The 21,532-nt window shown below is 62.0% G+C and carries 21 protein-coding genes; 13 read left to right on the top strand and 8 right to left on the bottom strand.

The window, feature by feature from the left end; translation table 11 throughout:
* Positions 1–50 precede the first annotated feature (50 nt).
* Entirely contained in the window at positions 51–869 is an 819-nt protein-coding gene (locus tag JQ629_RS20300; RefSeq protein WP_212414170.1) for a dienelactone hydrolase family protein, read from the top strand.
* A gap of 173 nt (positions 870–1,042) precedes the next feature.
* Entirely contained in the window at positions 1,043–2,200 is a 1,158-nt protein-coding gene (locus tag JQ629_RS20305; protein WP_212414171.1) for an epoxide hydrolase family protein, read from the top strand.
* 9 nt (positions 2,201–2,209) lie between these two features.
* Here JQ629_RS20305 and JQ629_RS20310 read toward each other — a convergent pair whose 3' ends face one another.
* Positions 2,210–3,151 carry a GAF domain-containing protein gene (locus JQ629_RS20310; protein ID WP_212414172.1) on the bottom strand — a complete coding sequence of 314 codons (942 nt, stop codon included), beginning with the start codon at positions 3,149–3,151 and terminating at the stop codon, positions 2,210–2,212.
* A gap of 122 nt (positions 3,152–3,273) precedes the next feature.
* Positions 3,274–4,068 (bottom strand): class II aldolase/adducin family protein, encoded by a 795-nt coding sequence (locus JQ629_RS20315; protein ID WP_212414173.1) that lies wholly within the window; start codon positions 4,066–4,068, stop codon positions 3,274–3,276.
* Between the two features lie 212 nt (positions 4,069–4,280).
* On the opposite strand from JQ629_RS20315, the gene JQ629_RS20320 reads away from it, so the two are divergent.
* Positions 4,281–5,291, top strand: coding sequence for a glutathione S-transferase N-terminal domain-containing protein (locus JQ629_RS20320; RefSeq protein ID WP_212414174.1), 1,011 nt, complete (start codon positions 4,281–4,283; stop codon positions 5,289–5,291).
* 138 nt (positions 5,292–5,429) lie between these two features.
* On the opposite strand, the gene JQ629_RS20325 is transcribed toward JQ629_RS20320, so the two are convergent.
* The 6 genes from JQ629_RS20325 to JQ629_RS20350 form a co-directional block, all read right to left on the bottom strand.
* The gene (locus tag JQ629_RS20325) at positions 5,430–5,702 is read right to left on the bottom strand and encodes a hypothetical protein (protein WP_211998675.1); all 273 of its coding nucleotides are present in this window, start codon (positions 5,700–5,702) and stop codon (positions 5,430–5,432) included.
* Between the two features lie 79 nt (positions 5,703–5,781).
* Entirely contained in the window at positions 5,782–6,411 is a 630-nt protein-coding gene (locus JQ629_RS20330) for a 2-hydroxychromene-2-carboxylate isomerase (RefSeq protein ID WP_212414175.1), read from the bottom strand.
* 640 nt (positions 6,412–7,051) lie between these two features.
* Positions 7,052–8,962, bottom strand: coding sequence for a flavin-containing monooxygenase (locus JQ629_RS20335; protein WP_212414176.1), 1,911 nt, complete (start codon positions 8,960–8,962; stop codon positions 7,052–7,054).
* Positions 8,963–8,975: 13 nt separating this feature from the next.
* Positions 8,976–9,749, bottom strand: coding sequence for an SDR family NAD(P)-dependent oxidoreductase (locus JQ629_RS20340; protein ID WP_212414177.1), 774 nt, complete (start codon positions 9,747–9,749; stop codon positions 8,976–8,978).
* The gene (locus JQ629_RS20345) at positions 9,739–10,398 is read right to left on the bottom strand and encodes a TetR/AcrR family transcriptional regulator (protein WP_212211181.1); all 660 of its coding nucleotides are present in this window, start codon (positions 10,396–10,398) and stop codon (positions 9,739–9,741) included. Before JQ629_RS20345 ends, JQ629_RS20340 begins: the two co-directional genes overlap by 11 nt.
* Positions 10,395–11,888 (bottom strand): AMP-binding protein, encoded by a 1,494-nt coding sequence (locus JQ629_RS20350; protein WP_212414178.1) that lies wholly within the window; start codon positions 11,886–11,888, stop codon positions 10,395–10,397. Before JQ629_RS20350 ends, JQ629_RS20345 begins: the two co-directional genes overlap by 4 nt.
* Positions 11,889–12,069: 181 nt before the next feature.
* Between JQ629_RS20350 and JQ629_RS20355 the strand changes: the two genes are divergently transcribed.
* The 10 genes from JQ629_RS20355 to JQ629_RS20400 all read left to right on the top strand — a co-directional run bounded on the left by JQ629_RS20355 (position 12,070) and on the right by JQ629_RS20400 (position 21,096).
* Entirely contained in the window at positions 12,070–13,329 is a 1,260-nt protein-coding gene (locus JQ629_RS20355; protein ID WP_192738689.1) for an ABC transporter substrate-binding protein, read from the top strand.
* 98 nt (positions 13,330–13,427) lie between these two features.
* Positions 13,428–14,330, top strand: a complete 903-nt coding sequence (locus JQ629_RS20360; RefSeq protein ID WP_212414179.1) for a branched-chain amino acid ABC transporter permease — start codon at positions 13,428–13,430, stop codon at positions 14,328–14,330.
* Positions 14,327–15,355 carry a branched-chain amino acid ABC transporter permease gene (locus JQ629_RS20365; protein ID WP_502753196.1) on the top strand — a complete coding sequence of 343 codons (1,029 nt, stop codon included), beginning with the start codon at positions 14,327–14,329 and terminating at the stop codon, positions 15,353–15,355. The genes JQ629_RS20360 and JQ629_RS20365 overlap by 4 nt, the downstream gene beginning before the upstream one ends.
* Positions 15,352–16,137: an SDR family NAD(P)-dependent oxidoreductase gene (locus tag JQ629_RS20370; protein WP_212414180.1), complete on the top strand. Its 786-nt coding sequence runs from the start codon at positions 15,352–15,354 to the stop codon at positions 16,135–16,137. The genes JQ629_RS20365 and JQ629_RS20370 overlap by 4 nt, the downstream gene beginning before the upstream one ends.
* A 2-nt stretch (positions 16,138–16,139) precedes the next feature.
* The gene (locus tag JQ629_RS20375) at positions 16,140–16,898 is read left to right on the top strand and encodes an ABC transporter ATP-binding protein (protein ID WP_192738686.1); all 759 of its coding nucleotides are present in this window, start codon (positions 16,140–16,142) and stop codon (positions 16,896–16,898) included.
* Entirely contained in the window at positions 16,895–17,611 is a 717-nt protein-coding gene (locus JQ629_RS20380; RefSeq protein ID WP_211998685.1) for an ABC transporter ATP-binding protein, read from the top strand. Before JQ629_RS20375 ends, JQ629_RS20380 begins: the two co-directional genes overlap by 4 nt.
* 173 nt (positions 17,612–17,784) lie before the next feature.
* Complete coding sequence (locus JQ629_RS20385) at positions 17,785–18,990, top strand: CaiB/BaiF CoA transferase family protein (RefSeq protein WP_212414181.1); 1,206 nt, start codon at positions 17,785–17,787, stop codon at positions 18,988–18,990.
* Between the two features lie 12 nt (positions 18,991–19,002).
* On the top strand, positions 19,003–19,779 hold the full coding sequence (locus tag JQ629_RS20390) for an enoyl-CoA hydratase/isomerase family protein (protein ID WP_212414182.1): 777 nt from the start codon (positions 19,003–19,005) through the stop codon (positions 19,777–19,779).
* Positions 19,779–20,234 (top strand): MaoC family dehydratase, encoded by a 456-nt coding sequence (locus JQ629_RS20395; RefSeq protein ID WP_212414183.1) that lies wholly within the window; start codon positions 19,779–19,781, stop codon positions 20,232–20,234. Before JQ629_RS20390 ends, JQ629_RS20395 begins: the two co-directional genes overlap by 1 nt.
* 4 nt (positions 20,235–20,238) lie before the next feature.
* Positions 20,239–21,096, top strand: a complete 858-nt coding sequence (locus JQ629_RS20400; protein WP_212414184.1) for an HpcH/HpaI aldolase/citrate lyase family protein — start codon at positions 20,239–20,241, stop codon at positions 21,094–21,096.
* The last annotated feature ends 436 nt before the right edge of the window (positions 21,097–21,532 follow it).

The following is a 21,532-nucleotide window of genomic DNA, read 5'->3' on the forward strand; positions in this document are numbered from 1 at the left end:
TCGCTAATTCCGGAGGCGCCGATCGTTGCGCGCGCGGGGAGTGACGCCAGATGCCAAAACGATCCATGAAGCACGCTGACCCGCTCGAGGATTTCACGCGCCGCGAGATTGCGCTCGACGGCGTCAGCAAGGCGGTGCATGTCGCAGGCAGTGGACCTGCGGTCATCGTGATGACCGAGATGCCGGGCATCAGCCCCTATGTCGCGCGTTTCGCCCGCTGGGTACGCGACGCCGGGTTCACGGTCTACATGCCTTCGCTGTTCGGCCGCGACGGCGCTGTTCCCAATGTGGAAGAGGGCACCGCCGTGTTTCAACGCGCCTGCGTGAGTGCTGAGTTTCGTGCGTTGGCCGCCAATCAATCAAGCCCGGTGACGCAGTGGCTGCGGTCGCTGGCGAGATTTGCGCACGGGGAGTGCGGCGGTCCCGGCGTCGGCGCCATCGGGATGTGTTTTACGGGAAATTTCGCGCTGACGATGATGCTGGAGCCGTCGATGCTGGCGCCGGTTCTCTCGCAGCCGTCACTGCCGCTGAACGATCCGGCAGGCATCGAAATCGCGCCGGACGAAGTCAGGGCCGTCCGCGAACGGCTCGATCGGGAAGATCTGACCGTGCTGGCCTATCGCTTCGAGGGCGACAAGTTTTGCATGGCGCAGCGCTTTGCGGCCTATCAGGAGGCGCTCGGCGAGCGTTTCATCGGGCGGGTGCTTCCCGACAACGCGGCGAGCACCGATGTTCCCGAGTTCTTCGAGCGCTACGTTACGACGCCGCATAGTGTCGTGACCGCCCACCTGATCGACGAAGCCGGTCAGCCGACCATCGCAGCCCGCGACGAGATTTTGGGGTTCTTCAAGCAGCGTCTAGCGCCCTGACGTGCCAGCGCCGCACACTGCCGCAAGGTCAAGGGAGGAGCAATCGACAGCGCTTCGGAACGTCTCGACCAGCCCGTCAATTTGCATCAAGCTGACGCGTCAGCGTAATGTCACGCACATAAAGTCGGCAGGATGCAATTGCAGCTTGTCATCAGGCATTGTGAGAATTCTCCATGAGCGCTGAAATCAAACCCTATCGCATCTCGGTCGGCGACGATGTGCTCGACGATCTGAAGTCACGGTTGCGGAACACGCGCTGGCCGGAGGCTGAACTGGTCGACGACTGGAGCCAGGGCGCGCCGTTGAAATGGATCAAGGAGATTTGCCGGTATTGGGCCGACGAATATGACTGGCGCGCCCGCGAGGCACGCCTCAATCGCTTTACGCAGTTTACGACCGAAATCGACGGCCTCGATATTCACTTCCTGCATGTCCGCTCGCCGCATCCGCAGGCGATGCCGCTGATCATCACCCATGGCTGGCCGGGCTCCGTGGTCGAGTTTCACAAGGTGATCGAGCCGCTCACCAACCCGACCGCATACGGCGGCAATGCCAGCGACGCGTTTCACGTCGTCTGTCCGTCGTTGCCCGGCTTCGGCTTTTCGGCCAAACCCACCGTGACGGGCTGGGGCGTCGATCGCATTGCCTCCGCCTGGGCGGTGCTGATGGACCGTCTTGGCTATACGCGTTACGGCGCACAAGGCGGCGACTGGGGCTCGGCGGTGACGACCGCGCTGGGCGCGCAGGATGGCGAACATTGCGCCGGCATTCACATCACGCTGGCGATGTCGGCGCGGCCCAACGTGGACGGGCAGCCGACGCCGGAGGAGGCGCGGGCGCTGCAGGGCATCAAATACTATGCCGACTGGGATTCCGGCTATTCCAAGCAGCAATCGACCCGGCCGCAAACCCTGGGCTACGGGCTGACGGATTCGCCGAGCGGCCAGGCGGCGTGGATTCTCGAGAAATTCTGGGCCTGGACCGATTGCGACGGGCATCCCGAGAACATTCTCGGCCGCGACGAACTGCTCGACAATGTCATGCTGTACTGGGTGACGGCGACCGCGGCCTCATCGGCGCGCCTCTATTGGGAGAGTTTTGGGCCGAAGCGCCGGACGCCCCACAAGGTCACGATCCCGAGCGGGGTTGCCGTGTTTCCGAAGGAGATCGTCACACCGGTGCGGCGGTGGATGGAAGGAAGCTACACCGATATCCGGCACTGGCGCGAATTGCCGAAGGGCGGTCACTTCGCAGCCTTCGAGCAGCCTGAGTTGTTTGTGCGCGAGGTGCGGGACTTCTTTGGGACGTTGCGTCAGCCTATGGCGCGTTGATCCGATCGTTCAGAGATACCAGGCGAGCACGGCCTTGAGCTGGGCGCTCTCGATCACCGGCAGCACGACGATCTGATTCATCCCGGCCGCACGCGCTGCCTGTGATGCCACTGACTCATCGACCTTCAGATGCTCGTTGATCGCCGGCATGCCCGTTGCCCAGGCCCCACCGATGCTCCCTTCGCCTTTGCCGATGCTCTTTGACGCGTAGATCGATTCAAGCTCGGTATTCCTGCTGCAATCGCCGGAATGAAAGACCAGTGCCGATCGCGATGGATTGGGTACCCAGATTTCAAAACGCTTGGCGATCGGGGTGGCCTGTGCTGACAGGAACGTCATCACCCAGGTTTTTTCAGGTGACGTCGTGTAGGGAATTCCGACGCCGCAATTGATGCCGATTTCGGAAGCTTCTTCCCAGCGCAGGAAGCGCTTGGAATTGTGCAGGTCCTTGATGATCAGCGGCATGCCGGCTTTCCAGGTCCGCCCGGGCAGGCCAAAGCCCCGCGGAAACTTGGTGTGCCGTGAGTTGAACTCGAACATGTCGGCCGTGCCGTAATAGCCGTCGACAAGCCCCATTTCATGGCTGACGTCGGCATCATTGTGCCAGAGTTCGATGGCGCCGACGTGCTTCTCGTCGTCGCCGCAGAACAGCACCATGACCGCCATCAGGAATTCACCGGCGAACACCGGCAGCGCCACGCCACAGGTCAGTCCGGCTTCGATCGCCTCGTCGGTGCGTTTGAAGTAGGAGTTGGCAAATTTGGTGAGGATGACCGGATGGCCGGAGGCCCAGGCCTTGCCGGGCAACCCTTCGTCGAAGGCGAACAGCGCATTTTCGCTGACCGCCTTGAACTCCGAATACTCCTCACTGCAAAGACTGCCGCCGAATTCCAGGCGCGTGCGGGTCCGGTCCGGTACCCACAGTTCAACCACTCGTATGAACGTCTTCATCGGGACGCACCTATCGCCTCATCGGCGATCAGCATCGGCGATTTAGCGATGATATGTGCGATCAAATTACAGGCAACGCCCGCCCAAAGTTCGTGCGAAGCGTCAACGGCCGGGACGGAACCTCAATTGCGATAGGACGGATCGGTGCGGTCCAGCTTGCGCAGCAGTGCGGGCCAGGCGAGCTCGCCATTCCGGGCGGGCCGGTCGATCCGCGGCCGCATCTTGTCGTAGGTTTCTTCGAGGACGTTTTGCGGCGGATAGATCAGCTTGGTGTTGCAGGATAACGCCATGATCTGCACCTGGCAGGCGCGCTCCAGCCGGAACAGCACGTTGAATGCGGCCGGGACGGTCCGGCCGACGACAAGCAGGCCGTGGTTGCGCAGGATCATGGCTTCATGATCGCCAAGGTCCCGCACCAGCCGCGCGCGCTCGTCGACGTCGTCAGCGATGCCTTCGAAATCGTGGTAGGCGATGTGGAGGAAGCGCATCGAAGTCTGCGCCAGAGGAAGCAGTCCGCACTCCATTGCCGAGACCGCCATGCCGGCCGGGGTGTGCGTATGCGCCACGCAATCCATGTCGTGCTTGGCCATGTGAATGGCGCTGTGAATGACGAAGCCGGCGACATTGACGTCATAGTCGGATGCATTGAACAGCGTATTGCCGTTGACATCGACCTTGATCAGGCTGGAAGCATCGATTTCTTCGTACAGCATGCCGTATGCGTTGATCAGGAACTGGTCCGTAGTCCCCGGCACCCGGCAGGAGATGTGGTTGGCGACCATCTCGGTCATCCCGTACATCGACGTCAGGCGGTAGCAGGCCGCCAGATCCACTCGTGCCTGCCATTCCTCCGCACTGACCTGCTCGCGAACCGATCTCACGACCTTGATGGCAGGCGAACTGACGGGGGGATTCATGGCGTTTCTCCACTAGGCGGAATTTATTGGGTCGGGCAGGGCCCGATCATTCAGGCGCACGATAGCTGCAGAACTCGCTGCGCCGCAAGGCAAGCCATGCCGGTTTATTGCAGGGCTGACGGGCGAAATCCGAATGCGCCGGTTGGCGCAAATCCGCCTCGATGTCAGTATCGCGTGTCCGGCGTTCAGCTTGGGACGATCGAGGGACTACCATGACTGAAGGCCGCTATCGGCTGATCGGATCGACGGCGTCGCCTTACGCCATCAAGCTGCGCGCACTGATGCGTTATCGCCGGATACCTTTCGACTGGGTCATCATGACCAAGGCGCTGCGCAAAGCGACCGAACATCTGCGGCCAAACCTGATCCCGGTGCTGCAGTATCCAGACGGCTCGTTTCGTGGTGAGACCACGACTTTGGCTTACGACCTGGAGCGGCGTCATCAGATACGGTCCGTCATCCCCGACGACAAGGCGGTCGCATTCGTGTGCGACCTGTTGGAAGATCTCGCCGACGAATGGGCGGTCAAGCCGTTGTTTCTGTATCGATGGTGGGATCCGGAGGATCAGGCGTATGTCTCGCGCTGGGCCGGCGAGGAGTGGTCGGTGTCGGAGGCTGCGACCGGCAGCCCTGGGGAGATCGAGCAATTCCGCCAGCGGCAGATTTCACGGATGGTGATTCTCGGTGCGACCGCGGAGAACAAGCCGCTGCTGGAAGAAAGTTACTTGCGGATGCTTGCGGCGTTCGAGCCGCATGTCGGCATGACGAATTATCTGTTCGGCAGCCGGCCCTCGCTTGCCGATTTCGCCTGGTTCGGCCAGCTCAGCGAGATGGCGACGGATCCGACGCCGATGCGGATCATGCGCGAGAAGGCGCCCTTTACCGATCATTGGGTACGGCGTCTGGACGACGCTTCCGGTGTCGAGGGCGAATGGCATTCGCGCGCGCAGGCACTCGGCGAAATGGCGGAGGCGCTGTTGAGAATTGCAGGCGAACTCTATTTGCCGTTCCTCGTCGCCAACGCGAAAGCTTTTGAAAATGGTCTCGATCGGCTGGAGATCAACGTCTGGGGCCTGCCTTATACGCTGGCGCCGTTCAAATATCAGGCGAAGTGCCTGCAACAGCTGCGCGACAAATTCGCCGCTCTAGATGCGGGCGATCGCGCGGCGTTGCGGCCGGTACTGGAGCGCACCGGATGCTGGGAGCATCTCGTAGCCGAGTAATAGGTGCTGACCCGTCATCCTGAGGTGCGAGCCTTGCGGTGCACTTGCACCGCTGGGCGAGCCTCGAAGGATGAATCGGCCATAGTCGGGCCGTCGCCCTTCGAGGCGCGCAAGAGCGCGCACCTCAGGGTGACGGGACTAACCCTTCGGAAAATCCTTGCGCATCGCGATTTCGGCGGCGTCACCGGGTGAAAGTACGTTGCCGTCGAATGCCGGCTGGCGTTCGGTGACGATGTCGTAGAGCGAAATCTGCTTGATCGGCTTAGCCATCAATTGCCGGATGCAGTCCGCCAATGTTCCGTTGTAAACGAGATACGGCGTCTTGCTGGTGACCCGCTCATTCCTGAGCGAGGGCCACTTTTTCAGGTCGGCAGGCGCATCGTAAGCGATCGGGAGGCTTTCTCTGAACATGCCCCGGTTCCGGCGTTTCTACCACCAGACAGGTTAGCCAAACCTGGTAAACAGATTGAAAACAGGAAACCGTGCGCGATCATTTCCGGTGTCGGCTGCCCAGCGCAGTCGCAATCGATTCAGGGTTCTGGATACGCTCGATCAACAGGTCGATGCGGTCGCCGCCCCAGAACAGTTCGCCGTTGAACACCATGGTCGGTACGCCGAACACGCCGAGTTCCTCCGCCTCGTCGATGATGCGGTCATGTTCGGCCCGAGCCGGACCGTGGACGTAGGCTTTGAATTCCTCGGCCGAACCGCCAATCGATGCAATCACGCCGGCAATATCCGACAGTTCGTCGATCTCGAGATCATGGCTCCAGAAGCGCTGGAACACGGTGTCGTGGTAGGAACGAAACAGTCCATGACGCTGCGCGAACAGCATGCCGGCGCTGGCATAGAAGGCATCATAGATGCGCCGCGGGCCCTTCATGGTGAGACCCTGGGCGTTGGCATAGCGCCGCGCGTCCATATAGGCGTAGCGAACCTTGCGCCAGAAATGCGGTGTACGCTCTTCCACGGTGCCCATGAACTCGGCGACGCGTAGCGTATAGGGCAGCCATTCCAGCTCGACGCCATATTCATCTTCGAGTTCGAACAGCCGCTTGTTGGCGACGAACGCGTAGGGGCTCTTGTAGTCGGTGTAGATCCGCACGCGCGGCTTTGTCATCGCCAGTTCCCTGTCCCGATGGGCAATTGTTTCCGATCCGAACGGTGGAGGCAATCGGCGGATGCTGCTTGATCGTTGGAAGACTATGATTGAGTCAAACGAATGGAATGGATTGAGCCAAACGAATGGGCCCCGGTGCATTCAAGCAGCGCGGGGCCCTACATCTTCGTTATAGGCGAAGGATTATCTGGTAGACACCAGTGCATCTTCAAAATCGAAAAGCGCTTGGCCTTTGCGCTCCGATCTTGCGCATATGTTTGAATTTTTAGGCGGCGCAACGGGGCTAGCAGCTGCTGTTCACCCAATTTGCGTCGAGACCTTGCGGTTGAGCAAGGTCACTGGCTTAGCCGGTGGCGTCATGCTCCTCTCCAAGAGTGGGCCCTACGGACTTACGTCCGCATCCGCTGCTTGCAGGTCGATCACATGATCGGTCGCTATTCCCGCGAAGGAGGGAGCCCAAGGCTCCGCTACGCCGACAGGTGCAGCGTTTGAAATGCTGCGGCAGATATCGTCAGGTGTCAAGTTTATGCTGAGAAAAATCGCACTTGGGTTCCCGTGCATACGCCCGCCGGATGGAAGAGGGTTCCGCTCTTGAGCGCCATTTTAAAGCGATGAACTCATGCTTTTTAAAGCGATGAACTCATGCTTTGGTCTGCCGATACTGGTTGAAATCCGGATCGTGAGTCATCGCCCAGTAATCGACGAACCGCCATGGCATCGCCGAGAACACCCGACCCTGGCTGTTGCGGTAGTAAGTCGTCATGCCCGGATGAGACCAGATCAACTGCTCATGCTCGGCGTCGACTTTTTCGATGTACTGATCGTGCGCGTCCCGGCGGACATCAATCGCGGCGATGTCGCGCTCGATCATCTCGACCAGGCAGGCACTGATGTAACGGCTCTGGCACTCCGACTGAAAGATCACACTGCCGCCATGCGCGGGCCCGGAGTTCGGGCCGAGCATGACGAAGAAGTTCGGAAAATCCGGCACGGTGAGTCCGAGATAGGCGGTCGGGTTATCGTTGGCCCAGGCCTGCCTGAGGTCCTTGCCGTCACGCCCGGTGATGTTGAGGCGCGCTGCCATCTCGGTGACCTTGAAGCCGGTCGAGATCACGATGATGTCGGCCGGCCGCGATTTGCCGTCCGACGCGACAATACAGTCACTTGTGAAATGGTCGATGCTGTCGGTGACCAGTTCGACACTCGGTTTTGTCAGCGTCTTGAACCAGTTGTTGTCGAGCAGGATGCGCTTGCCGTAGGGCGGATAAGTCGGCACGCATTTCTCGATCAGGTCGGGACGGTCCTTGAGTTCGGACAGGATAAAATCCGTCAACTCCTCGCGGTGGCGGTCGTTGCCCTTGTTTACGGCGCGCTCGGGATGCGGCCAGTTCGGATCCTTGCGCAGGAACGGCAGCAAGCCGTCGCCGTAGCGCCAGAACATGTTGAAGCGGTACCACTGCACATAGAAGGGCAGATGGGCGAGCAGCCACTGCGCACCGTCGCTGATCGGGTCGGAATAGCCCGCGACCGGTCGTGCCCATTGCGCGGTCCGTTGATAGACGGTCAACGATGCCACCTGGCCCGCGATCGACGGTACCAGTTGCATCGCGGTGGCGCCGGTGCCGATGACAGCGACATGCTTGCCGTCGAACTTGACGTCGTCCGACCACAATGCGGAATGCAGGGTCTGCCCTTTGAAATTTTCTTCGCCCTTGAAATGCGCGGGCGAGGGGTCGTTGAGCTGACCGATCGCGCTGACAAGGGTCGTCGATTCAAAGATCTCTTCGCCATTTGCGGTCTTGAGCGTCGAAATCCAGCGCCGCTTGCTCTCATCCCAGCGCGCAGACGTCAGTTCGGTGTTGAGGCGGAGGTGCTGTCGAATGTCGTATTCGAGCGCGACCTTCTTGAGATAGTCGAGCAGTTCCTGGCGCTGGGCGAAGTAGCGCGTCCATGGATTACGGGTGCCGAACGAGAAGGAGTAGGAGTGGTTCGGCGTATCGACACCGCAGCCGGGGTAGCGATTGACATACCAGGTACCGCCGAGTTCCGCGTTCTTCTCGACGATGGTGTAGGGAATGCCGAGGCGGCCCAGCGCGACGCCAAGGGCGATTGCGCAGACGCCGGCGCCGACAATCAGCACATGGTGCTGCGCCAGTTTGTCGTCGGCCGGAGGTTTGGTCCAGCTGATGTCGCGGGGGATAAAGCCCATTTCCTCGCGCATCAGCGGCGCATACTCCGGCGTGACGTTTTCGCCGAGCGTCGCGCGCATCATCTTCAGCATCAATTCGTCGCCGGGGTCTGATATCACAGGCTTGGGCTCGCCATTGGCGAACAGCTTCACGACAGCAGCGCGGATTTCGTCCTGCACTTCGCGGGGCAGGCCGGCCTCTGGGTCGGGGATCAGGCGAACGTCGCGCCTCGGCTTGTACGGTGGCTCCAGCCAGCGTTCATCGCCGGTCATGTGGACCAGCACCATCAGCAGCACGCGGATATCGCCTTCGGCGATGGCCGATGCGAGATCGAGTTTCTTGCGGGGCATCTCGATATTCATGCTCGTATCCTTGTTACGTGCCAGGCGCTTCGCGCAGGCCGCCATAAGCGGCCCAGGTGGTGCCGGCGATATATCCGGCGTCGACCGGCAGGTTGATGCCGGTGACACCGCTGCTCATCGGTGACAGCAACCACGCAATCGCCTGCGCGACCTCGATCGGCTCGACCAGCCGGTTCATCGCAGTCGGGTTTTCGAGCAGGCGCTTGTTGAGCGCGCCGGAGGCAATGCCGGCTTCGAGCGCCGCGGTGCGGGTGAAGCCGGGAGAGACGGCATTGACGCGCACGCCGGCGCGGCCCCATTCGGCGGCAAGCGTCTGCGTGATCTGAATGACGCCGGCTTTGGCGGCGGTGTAGGCGTGGATCGGCCCTGACGTCATGCCCGCGACCGATGCGACATTGACGATGGCGCCGCGCCGGCGCTCGGCCATTTTGACACCAACGCTGCGGGCGACCAGAAATGTCCCCCGCAGATCGATGTTGACCTCGCGGTCCCATTGATCCATCCGCACCCGCTCGACCGGATGCATCTTGCCGAACACGCCGGCGGCATTGACGAGGCCGGTGATCGGGCCGTGGGCCGTCTCGATATCGGCGATGCCGCTGACGACGGCGCTCTCGCTGGCGACATCGAAAGGGGCAGGCCACAGGATCGTCCGGGTGCCGGCCAGTGGTTCCGGCGCAATGTCAGTGATCACAACACGCTGGCCGTGTTCGGCCAGAAGCGTCGCGGTCGCCGCGCCAATGCCGCGGCTTCCGCCGGTGACGAGTACGATACCCTCAGCGCTCATGGTCGTTGCCTTTGCCGGCTGAATTGAAAAGCCCGCGCGTCATCAGCTTCTGGTAGGCGGAGATGACATGGTCGGGCACGGCCGTGACCGCACCATCCGAATAGGAATACCGCCGGCTCAGATAGCCGCGCGCGCCCATCAATATTTGAACGATCGCTTCGAACTCCTCGTCGCTATAGCTGTCAACCGTGCCGGCAAGCCGCGCACGCTTGAGGATACGGACATAGGCCGTCGAGATATTGTCAAAATGCTTCTGGTAGCCGATCGGCGCAAAGAACTCGGCCTCGTTGAGGATGCGCAGGAATTCCGGCACCTCGCGGATGAAGTCGAAGAAGGCGCTGAAGCGTTCGACTTCCTGCTGCGCGGTCTGCGCCGTGCCGGTGCGCGCACGGATGAAGCGGACCATGTCGATGCCGATTTTCGGCAGCAATTGATCCAGCAGTTCCTGGCGGTTTTCGAAATGATTGTAGAACGTGCCCTGCGCGACGCCGGCTTCCTCGGTGATGCGGGCGACGGAGGCTTCGGCATAGCCGTATTTGCCGACGATCTTGGTCGCGGCATCGAATATCTTGCGCTTGGTCCAGGCGTTGCGCTCGACGCGGTTGAGTTTTGTGACCTTGCCGGAATTGGCTCGCGTTGCCTGCGTCATGAAGCCTCCAGTTCGGCGCGCAGCACGCGCTTGAGCACCTTGCCGGACGGGTTACGCGGCAGGCTTTCGCGGATGATCAGTTGCTTCGGCACCTTGAAGCCGGCGAGCCGCGCGCGGCAATGATCGGTCAAAGCAGGCAGCTCCAGCGCGGCGCCTTCTCCCAGCACCACGATCGCAACAGGCTTCTCGCCCCAGCGAGCGTCCGGCATGCCGATGACGGCGCATTCGCGCACCTGCGGCAATTCATAGATCACGCGTTCGACTTCGGACGACGCGATATTCTCTCCACCGGAGATGATCATGTCCTTCTTGCGGTCGGTGAGATAGAGGAAGCCGTCTTCATCGAGATAGCCGACGTCGCCGGTGCGGAACCAATCGCCGAAGAAAGCGGCTGCTGTTTTCTCGGGATCTTTCCAGTAGCCTTGCGTGACCTTCGGTCCGCGCAGGCAGATTTCGCCGTTTTCGCCGGGTGGCAGGCGATCGCCGGCATCGTCGCGGATCTCAATCTCGACATGCGCGATGGCGCGGCCGGTCGAGCCGATCTTTTCGATCTCACGGCCGGCTTCCATGAAAGTGTCGCCGCCGCAGGTTTCCGTCAGGCCATAGGCGTCGATGTAGCGGGCGTTCGCAAAATATTCGGAGAAGCTGCGGATGCGCGCTTCCGGTGTCTTTTCGCCGCCGCCGATCGCCCAGCGCAGGCTGGAGACGTCAAAGCTGTCGCGGGTCGGGCAGGTCAGAATCGCCGTGGTCATCACGGGCGCGAACCAGGCTGCGTTCAGTTTCTCGGCTTCGATCGCCGCCAGCGCCTGCTCGGGTTCGAAGTTGCGGTGGATGGACAGCATGCCGCCGTGCCACAGCACGGCTATACCCGGCAGATCGAGCGCGCCGACATGGTAGAGCGGGCCGACCACCAGCAACCGCGTCTCCGCGTTCAGTCCCAGCGCCAGCGTCTGGTCGGTCGACTTCCAATAGATGTTCTCATAGGTGAGCATCACGCCCTTGGGGCGGTCGGTGGTGCCCGACGTGTACATCAGCCGCATCAGGTCGCGCGGTTGTCTTGGATGCATCGGGGCGGGGGCGACGTCAGGTGCGAGCCGCGAGATGGCGGATTGCGCGGCCCCTTCGAGCAGCACCACGGGAACGTTACCTGCTGCGATGCCTGCCAGTTCTTCGTCCGCAATCAGAATGCGCGCGCCGGAATTGCCAACGATGTAACCGACCTCGTCGGCCGACAGCCGATAGTTGATCGGCAGAAACACCGCGCCGATGTGGCTGGTCGCAAATACCAGTTCGAGAAACGCGGTGCTGTTCTTCATCAGCACCGCGACGACATCGCCGGCACCGATCCCGCGCGAGGCGAGCCAACCGCCCACGTGGCCGATGCGGCGGTGGAAGTCGGCGTAGCAGATCTCCTCGCCGCGGTATTTCAGCGCACAGCGGCCCGGCGTCCGCCTGGCGTGAAACGCGATGAAGCTCGAAAGGTTGATCATTTCTCGGCTCAAAAGGCCGGATTCCGGCCCGATCTCCCGTTAGATGAATTATGACTCGTAATTCATATTTGGCTTGACGTCACCCCCTTTGCTCTGAAATCTTGTGAGGACGGGGGCAACACGATCCCCGGCTGGGATTTGGGCAGGAAACTGGGAACGCAAACCCGAGAGGGAGGGAATAATGACGAGAACCCGCAAACCGGGCATCAGCCGCCGTTCAACGCTGGCGCTGATGGGCGCCGGTGCCGTGACTTTCGCGACACCGTGGGTGGCGCGGGCGCAGGCCAAGACCATCAAGGTCGGCATGCCGACCATTCTCTCCGGCCGCGTGGCGCAACTCGGAACGTCATCGCGCAACGGCGTGATGCTGGAAGTCGAGAAGGTCAACGCCGCCGGCGGTCTGGCCGGACGGCAGATCGAGATGGTGATCCGCGATTCCAAGGGGCAGCCGCAGGAAGCCGCCCGCGTGGCGCGCGAACTGGTCAACACCGATGGCTGCGAACTCCTGATCGATGCCGAGGCCTCATCCGGAGCCTTCGCCGTGCACGAAGTCGCACGCGATCTCGGCGTGCTCTGCATTCACACCAATTCGGAAACCTCGGCGCTGACCGCCGATCCCAAGCAGCACATTCCCAACGCGTTCCGCACCGCGCGCCAGGGCGTGCATGACTCGATCGTCGGCGGCAGCTACGCGGCGGCGATCTCGAAGGCGAAGGGCCTGAAGAAATGGGCCACCTGCGCGCCCGATTACGCCTATGGCCGCGACACCACGGGCGAGTTCACGCTGTATCTGAAGCGCTTTGCGCCTGACGTCGAGATTATCAGCGAGTCCTGGCCAAAGCTGTTCCAGCCTGATTACACCGAGGTGGTGACAAAAATCCTGCAGGCCAAGCCGCAGGCGCTGTATTCCTGCCTGTGGGGCGGCGACCTGACCTCCTACATCGATCAGGCCAATATCTACGCGCTGTTCACCCAGATGGAGGTGTTTGCGGTCAACATGGCCGACTACACCGCGCTCACGGTGGTGAAGAATTTGCCGAAGGGCATTCATTCCGGCAACCGCTACATCAAGACCTATCCTGCAACCGCGGAGAACGCGGCCTGGGGCGATGCCTACAAGGCGAAATACAACGAGTACCCGACCAACTGGTCGTGGGAGAACGCAACCGCGATCATGTTGCTCGCCGAGGCCTCGAAGAAGGCGAATTCCGCCGACGGCAAGAAGATTGCGGAGGCATTGCGTGGCCTCAAGATCAAGTCGCCGTTCGGCGCCGACGGCACCGTGACGATGCGGGCCGAGGACCAGACCCTGATCGGCTATGCAATCGGGTGGGGCACGACGATTCCGCAAGAGCCTTACGTGCCGGAGGTCAAGCCGGGCGACTGGAAGACCATTCTCGAACTCGAAGCCGAGTGGAAGAAGAGCAAGGGCTACACCTGATCTACCTGCGAAACGGAGGCGGCGCAGGCCGCCTCCGTTCACCGCCCCATGGTTCTTTCGCGCGCCGATCTTCCGGCACGCCGTAACGGATATTTCCCTTGGATCTCGATACACTCACCGGCTGTCTCGCCAGCTCCGCCTGTCTGGTGACGCAAACCACCAGCGGCTTCATCATCGGCATGTTGCTGTTTCTCGTCGCCGTCGGGCTGACGCTGATTTTCGGCGTGCTCAAGGTGGTGAATTTCAGCCACGGCGCTTTCTATATGTTCGGCGCCTATTTCGCGATGACGGCCTATCAGCTGTCAGGCAGTTTTGCGCTGGCGATGCTGTGCGGTGCGGCCGGCACCGCGCTGCTGGGCTTGATCTTCGAGCGCGTCTTCATGAGCCGGGTCTACGGCCGCGACGTGTTGATGCAGGTCCTCGTCTGCTACGCCTTCGTGCTGATATTTGACGATGTCGTACGGATGATCTGGGGACCGGAATTCAAGTCGATGGGCATGCCGGCGGCGTTCCAGGTGCCGCCGCTGTTTATCGCCGGCGGCGTGGTGCCGCCCTATTATTTGCTGCTGATCAGCGTCGCGCTGCTGGCCGCGATCATTCTCGGCCTCGGTCTTTCGCGCACCCGGATCGGCAAGGTGATCCGGGCCGCGGCGCATAATCCGGGCATGGTGTCCGCGCTCGGCATCAACACCGGCCTGATCTATGGCGGTGTGTTCGCGCTCGGCGGCATGCTGGCGGGATTGGCCGGCGCGCTCGCGGCACCCGTGCGGTCACTGACACCGGGGATGGGATTTTCGGTGCTGATCGAATCCTTCATCGTCACCGTGATCGGCGGCATGGGCTCGATCCTGGGCGCGCTGATCGGCGCGCTCCTGATCGGCATGATTCGCTCGTTCGGTTCGCTCGGCTTTCCCCTGTTTACGGAAGGCCTGATGTACCTGTTCATGGTGATCGTGCTGGTCTCCCGCCCGACCGGCCTGTTCGGCAAGGAGGTCGCGTGACCGAATTGCAGGCCGAACAGGCGAGCAAGGTGCTCGACAACTCTCTTACCCAGGCCAAGCCGCGCCCCAACCGGGATGCGCTGATTGCGCTTGCGGTCTTTGTCGTGCTTGCCCTGCTGCCGATGCTCACCAGCAGTAAATTCCTGCTCGACTTCGTGATCCGCTGCGCGGCCTATGGGCTGTTCGCGACGTCGCTCAACCTTCTGGTCGGCTACACCGGCCTGACGTCGTTTGGCCACGGCATGTTCTTTGGCCTCGGCGCCTACGGTTTTGGCCTCATGATGCAGAAGACCGGTGTTGCCGTGCCGGTGGCGTTCGTCGCAACGCTTGCGATCACGTTTGTCGTCGCGCTCGTCATTGGCGCCATTTGCGTACGGCTGAAGGAAATCTATTTCGCCTTTGTGACACTGGCATTCCAGATGCTGATCCATTCGACCATCCTGTCCTGGGTGTCGCTGACCGGCGGTGATCAGGGATTGCGCGGCGGCATTCCACGGCCGCCATTCCTGGGCATTGATCTATCGAACCATCTGCATCTGTACATTGTCAGCTGCGCGCTGCTGGTGATCGGGCTGTTTCTGATGCACCAGATCGCGCAGTCGCCGTTCGGCTACACGCTGCGCATGATCCGCGACAACGCCACGCGGGCGAGCTTCATCGGCATCGACGTCTGGCGCGCCAAACTGACGATCTTCGTGCTCGCGGCACTGTTCGCCTCGACCGGCGGCATCATCATGGCGCTGTTCGTCTCCGGCGCTTATCCGGAGTTTGCCTATTGGACGATTTCGGGCGAGGGCATCTTCATCAACATGCTCGGCGGCGTGACCACATTCCTGGGGCCGATGGTCGGCACCGCGCTGTTCCTGATCCTCAACGATACCGTCACCCGTGTGACCGAGTATCACGGCATCGTTCTCGGCATCGTGATCCTGTTCTTCGCCATCGGCCTGCGGAAAGGCCTGATGGATTTCGTGATCGAATGGTACGCGCAGCGCCGCGAGCGTTCCGGGGAGCGCGCATCATGAGCCCGGCGGCAAAGGCGCGGGTCAGCGTGGTAACGGGAGGTGCCAGCGGGATTGGCGCAGCTTGCGCGCGGGAGTTGGCCGCAAGCGGCGATCTCGTGATGGTCGTCGATCGCGATTTGGCGAAGGCAGGGGATGTCGCCGCGGAATTTGGCGGCAAGGCCTACGTCGCCGATGTCGGGGACGAGACCAGCGTCGAGGCCTGCGCGGAAGCCATTGAACGCGAATGCGGGCCGGTCGATGTGCTCGTCAACAGTGCCGGGATCATCCAGGTGCCGGTGCGGCCGCACGATTTGCCGATGTCGGCCTGGGACGACGTCGTTCGTGTCGACCAGCGCGGTACCTATGTCGCCTGTCTCGCCTTTGCCCGGCGCATGATCGCGCGCAAGCGCGGCAGCATCGTCAATATCGCCTCGATCGCCGGCATGCGCTCGATGCCGTTGCACGCTTACGCCCCGGCCAAGGCGGCCGTGATTGCGATCACTGAATGCCTCGCCGCGGAGTGGGGCCCCGCCGGCGTGCGGGTGAATGCCGTATCTCCGGGCTATACGCTGACGCCGGCGCTGAAGAACGCCATTGATAAAGGCGAGCGGGATGTCTCCGCGCTGACAGCCAATGCCGCGCTGCGCCGTCTGGTCGATCCTTCTGAAATCGGCCGTGTGGTCGCCTTTCTTGCCTCCGATGCCGCGTCCGCGATCACGGGCGCCAATTTGCCGGTCGATTGCGGCTGGTTGGCCGGGACATCGTGGAGCACCTATGGCGGACTTCGGGAGGCGAATGGCTAGCCATGCTGGAAATTCGCGCACTCTCGAAATCTTTCGGCGGCGTCAAGGCGACCGACAACGTGACGCTGGACTTTGCTGACGGTTCGTTGACCGCTGTCATCGGCCCCAATGGTGCCGGCAAGAGCACATTCTTTAACCTGATCACCGGGGCGCTGAAGCCGGATTCCGGTCAGATCCTGCTCAATGGCGTTGATCTGGCCGGGCGCTCGCCGCCCGAGATCGTGCGTCATGGCATCGGCCGGGCGTTCCAGGTCGCAAGTATTTTTCCCTCGCTCACGGTGCAGGAAACGATGCTGGCGGCCGTCGGCGCCGATCAGCGCCGCGCCGGTGTTATGCATCGAAGATTTCCGCTGGCTGAAACCCGCGACCGCGCCGAGCACGCGATGGAATTACTTGGGCTTGCCAGCAAGCGTAACCGGACGGCGGCCACGCTGTCGCATGGCGACCAGAAGCTGCTCGATATCGCGCTGGCGCTGGTGCTCGATCCGAAGGTCCTGCTGCTCGACGAGCCCACCGCCGGCATGGGCACCGAAGAGCGCTGGCGCATGATCGACAAGGTCAGGGAGCTCTGGGAGAAACAGAAGATCACGGTCGTCTTCATCGAGCACGACATGGATATCGTGTTCAAGATCGCGCCCGAGATCGTGGTGCTGTGCTACGGCCGGATTCTCGCCACCGGCAAGCCCGATGCGGTTCGCCGCAACGAGGCCGTCATCGAGGCCTATCTCGGCACCGAACATCACGCGGAGGCTGCGATATGAGCGCGCAGCCGGTGGTGCAGGTCGAGGACCTCGACGTTTTCTACGGCAGCAGCCAGATCCTGTTCGGCGTCGGCCTGTCGGTGCGGCAGGGCGAGACCATGGCGCTGCTCGGCCGCAACGGCGCCGGCAAGTCGACCACCATGAAGGCGATCATGGGCCTGGCGCCGGCGCGCCGCGGCAAGGTCACCCTGCGGGGCCGGACCGTATCCGGGCTGAAGCCGCATCACATCGCCCGCGCCGGTCTCGGCTTCGTGCCTGAGGATCGCCAGATTTTCCCCGAGCATACGGTGGAAGACAATCTGGAGATCGGCGCCAAGAAGGGCCCCGATGGCCAGGACGAATGGTCGATCCGGCGCATCTACGACGTATTTCCGCTGCTGGAGCCCTTGCGGCACCGGATCGCGGGACGTCTCTCGGGCGGCGAGCAGCAGATGCTGGCAATCGCACGCACCCTGATGGGTAATCCGGCGCTGCTGCTGCTGGACGAGCCGAGCGAGGGGCTGGCGCCGATCATCGTGCAAAGGATCGGCGAATTGCTGCGACAACTTCGCGGCACCGGCGCCACGGTGTTGATCGCCGAGCAGAACATGCATTTTTGCCTTGGCCTTGCGAGCCACGCGACGGTTATCGACAAGGGCCAGATCGTCTACACATCCGGTATCGAAGAGCTGAAAGCCAACGAAAACATTCGTCAGCGCTATCTGGCGCTGTAGGCATCGGCTCGAGCAGGAAGCGCACACGTCATCCTGAGGTGCGAGCCTTGCGGTGCACTTGTACCGCTGGGCGAGCCTCGAAGGATGGGCCACGGGCCGTATCCTTCGAGGCGCGCAAGAGCGCGCACCTCAGGATGACGGCAGACACACCTTGATCCGGTCCGGGAGAACAAATGGCAGTCAGACGTACGCTTTCGCCGACGCATGAGGCACCGTACCGGGGTCTGCGTGTGCTTGATTTCGGGCAGGGCATCGCCTCGCCCTATTGCGCGATGCTGCTCGGCGTCTACGGTGCTGACGTCATCAAGGTTGAGCCGCCGGAGGGGGATTGGTCGCGTTTCCTGGGTACGACCTATGGAAACCATACGACGCTGTCGGCGGTCTATAACCGCGGCAAGCGCAGCCTCTGCCTCGATTTGAAGCACAAGGACGCGATCGCAATCGCCCGGAAACTGGCCAAAGACTGCGACGTCCTGATCGAAGGGTTTCGCCCCGGTGTCGCCGCCCGGCTTGGAATTGGCTACGAGGAGCTGTCGCGTGACAATCCCGGCCTGATCTATCTCTCGGTGAGCGCATTCGGACAGAGCGGACCTTACTCAAAACGGCCCGGCTCGGATTCCGTTGCGCAGGCGTTTTCCGGCCTGGTGTCGATCAATGTCGGCAACGACAAGACCCCGCACCGGGTGGGCACCACAGTCTCTGACGTCGTAACCGGCGTCTACGCCTTCCAGGCGATATCAACCACGCTGTTCGCGCGCGCGACCACCGGCACCGGCCGCTGGATCGACGTCAATCTCTGCCAATCGACGGCGGCGCTGCTCGGCCACAAGGTCGCCGAGCATATTCTGGAGGGCGGTGCGCCGCGGGCGCTTAACGTGCCGGCAGGTTCCTATCAGACCAGCGATGGCTGGATGATGGTGACGCTGGTGAACGAGCCGCAATACAAGCGCCTGTGTGCCGCCATCGAGCGCGACGATCTCGCCGGCGATCCGCGCTTTGCGGACTTCGCCAGCCGGGCCGACGCGGCCGACACGCTGATGTCGCAGCTGCGCGAGGTTTTCCTGGCGCGACCGACTGACGTCTGGCTGTCGCGGCTGCATGCGGCCGATATCATTGCCGAACGCATCCTCAATCCCGGGGAGTGGCTGCGCAATCCTCACGTCGAAGCGACCAACGCGTCGGTGTGCCAGGATACCCCCGGCGTCGGCCCGGTCTACACGCCGCGCACGCCGGGTATTGCCAGCCTTTCCGAAGACGCACTTTGCCACGCGCCGGATATCGGACAGGATAGCGTTGCGGTCCTGACCGAGGCCGGACTCGATCGCAGCACTATCGATGATTTGATCGCGGCCGGCGCGGTGCGTCAGGCCAGACAATAAGGAAGCGGCATCATGAGCGCTGAACTCGTTCGCTACACCGTCTCGGACAAGATCGCGGAGATCATGCTGGACCGGCCGCCAGTCAACGCGCTGAGCATGCCGCTCATCGATGCGTTGCTGGCAGCGCTGCAGAAAGCAAAGGACGATCCGTCGGTATCATCAGTCATCATCGGCAGCCTGCACAAGGTGTTTTGTGCCGGGCTCGATCTCGACATCGTCAGGGGCAAGCCCGGGATCGAAACCAAGAAATTCCTCGAGCGGCTGTATTTCGCGCTGAACGACACCCAGTATCGGATGGGCAAACCGACCATTGCCGCGGTCGACGGCGCGGTGCGGGCCGGCGGCATGACGATTGCGATCTCCTGCGACATGATCATCGCCGGCGATGCCTCGACCTTCGGCTATCCGGAGATCGATGTCGGATTGATCCCGGCGATCCACTTCGTGCAGCTGCCGCGGCTGGTCGGAAAGCACCAGGCGTTTGGCCCGCTGTTTCTGGGCGAGCCCTTTGATGCCGCGACTGCATTCCGTATGGGTCTTTTGAGTGAAGTGGTGCCGAAGGGGACCGCGCTCGACCGCGCCCGGGATATTGCGCGGAAGCTCGCCGCCAAGTCGCCGATCGTGATGAAGATCGGCCGCGATGCCTTCATGCGCGCGGTCGATTCCGATTTCCGTCGTTCGGTCGAGAACACGGCCGAGAGCTTTGCGCTTGTGGCAACGACGGAAGATTGTCAGGAAGGGTTGAACGCGTTCGTCGAGAAACGGACGCCAAACTACAAGGGGCGCTGATGGCCGGATTGTATTTCGAGGAGTTCGAAGTCGGCCGGGAATTCCATCATGAGTTCAGCCGGACCGTCACCGAGATGGACAATACGATGTTCAGCCTGCTGACGATGAATCCGCAGCCGCTGCATATCGATGCGCATTTCTCCGAGAACACCGAATTCGGCCAGAGGCTGTTCAACAGCCTCTATACGCTCGGCATCATGATCGGCATGAGCGTCTACGATACGACGCTGGGCACGACGGTCGGCAACCTGGGGATGACCGACGTCAAATTCCCGAAACCGGTGTTTCACGGCGATACGCTGAGATCCCATACGAAGATCATCTCCAAGCGCGCCAGCAAGTCTCGGCCGACGCAGGGGATCGTCGAGTTCGAGCACACCATGACCAATCAGCGCGGGGAGGTGGTCGCGAGCTGCCGTCGCACCGGCCTGATGCATTGCAAACCAAAGGCGTGATTTGATGCGATCCTTCCTGTTTGTTCCCGGGGATAGCCTGCGCAAGTTCGAAAACGCTGGGAAGACCGCGGCCGATGCGTTGATCCTCGATCTCGAGGATTCGATCGCGCCGGACGAGAAGGTCGGGGCACGGCGGACCGTGCGCGAAATGCTCGATGCGCGTAATCCGGGCCAGAAGATCTATATCCGCGTCAACGCGCTCGACACCGGTATGACGCTGGGCGATCTCGCGGCCGTGATCCCGGGCCGGCCCGACGGTGTCGTGCTGCCGAAATGTGCCGGCGCCGCCGACGTCAATAAACTGGCCCTGTATCTCGATGCGTTTGAAGCTGCAGCTGACATCGAACACGGAACCACCCGGATCGTGACGGTGGCGACGGAGACGGCGCGCGCAGTGCTCAAGCTGCTCGATTTCGAGAAAATGAGCCCGCGGCTGTGGGGCATGATGTGGGGCGCGGAGGATCTCGCGGCGTCGCTTGGCGCCTCGCGCAACCGGACCGCGGGCCGATATCATGGGCCGTTCTTGCTGGCACGCGACCTCTGCCTGATCAGTGCCGCGGCTGCCGGCGTCGTCGCGATCGATACCATCGCCACTGATATCAACGATCTCGATGCCCTGCGGGAAGAATCGATTGCCGCGCGTCAGGACGGGTTCCTGGCGAAGGCGGTGATCCATCCCAAGCACGTCGATGTCGTCAACGCCGCCTTCCTGCCGACGGACGAAGAGATCGCCTGGTCGGAGCAGATCGTCAAAGCCTTCAACGACAATCCGGCCTCCGGCGTCGTCAAGATCGACGGCAAGATGATCGACAAGCCGCATCTGCGCGCCGCGGAGAAGATTTTGGCGCTGCGTGCCAAGTAGGGTGGGCAAAGGCGCTCTTGCGCCGTGCCCACCATCCACTTCGATGGCTTGAATGGTGGGCACGCTACGCTTTGTCCACCCTACGAACTGCGGGCTCGGTAGAGCGATCCGTAGCCCGGATGAGCGCAGCGACATCCGGGTAGCTTTGCGAAGAGTCCCGGATGTCGCTACGCACGTGCCTCGTCATTCCGGGGCGTGCGAAGCACGAGCCCGGAATCCATCGGGCCGCACGCGCTGTCGCTCGATGGATTCCGGGTTCTTGCTTCGCAAGCCCCGGAATGACGGTGAGAGATGCGACAAATTGGCCCGTCGGGCAAAGTTTCGCTTTTACAGAACCCCAAATCAGGGGCACATATATCGCCATCCCGTCCTACTCAGAAGGGCGTCGGCCGTCGTCACGGACGTTGGACGGGTTGCGGTGGACGCTGGTTTACGC

Origin of the sequence: Bradyrhizobium sp. AUGA SZCCT0222 (assembly GCF_018130205.1) — a bacterium.
Taxonomy (GTDB): Bacteria; Pseudomonadota; Alphaproteobacteria; order Rhizobiales; family Xanthobacteraceae; genus Bradyrhizobium.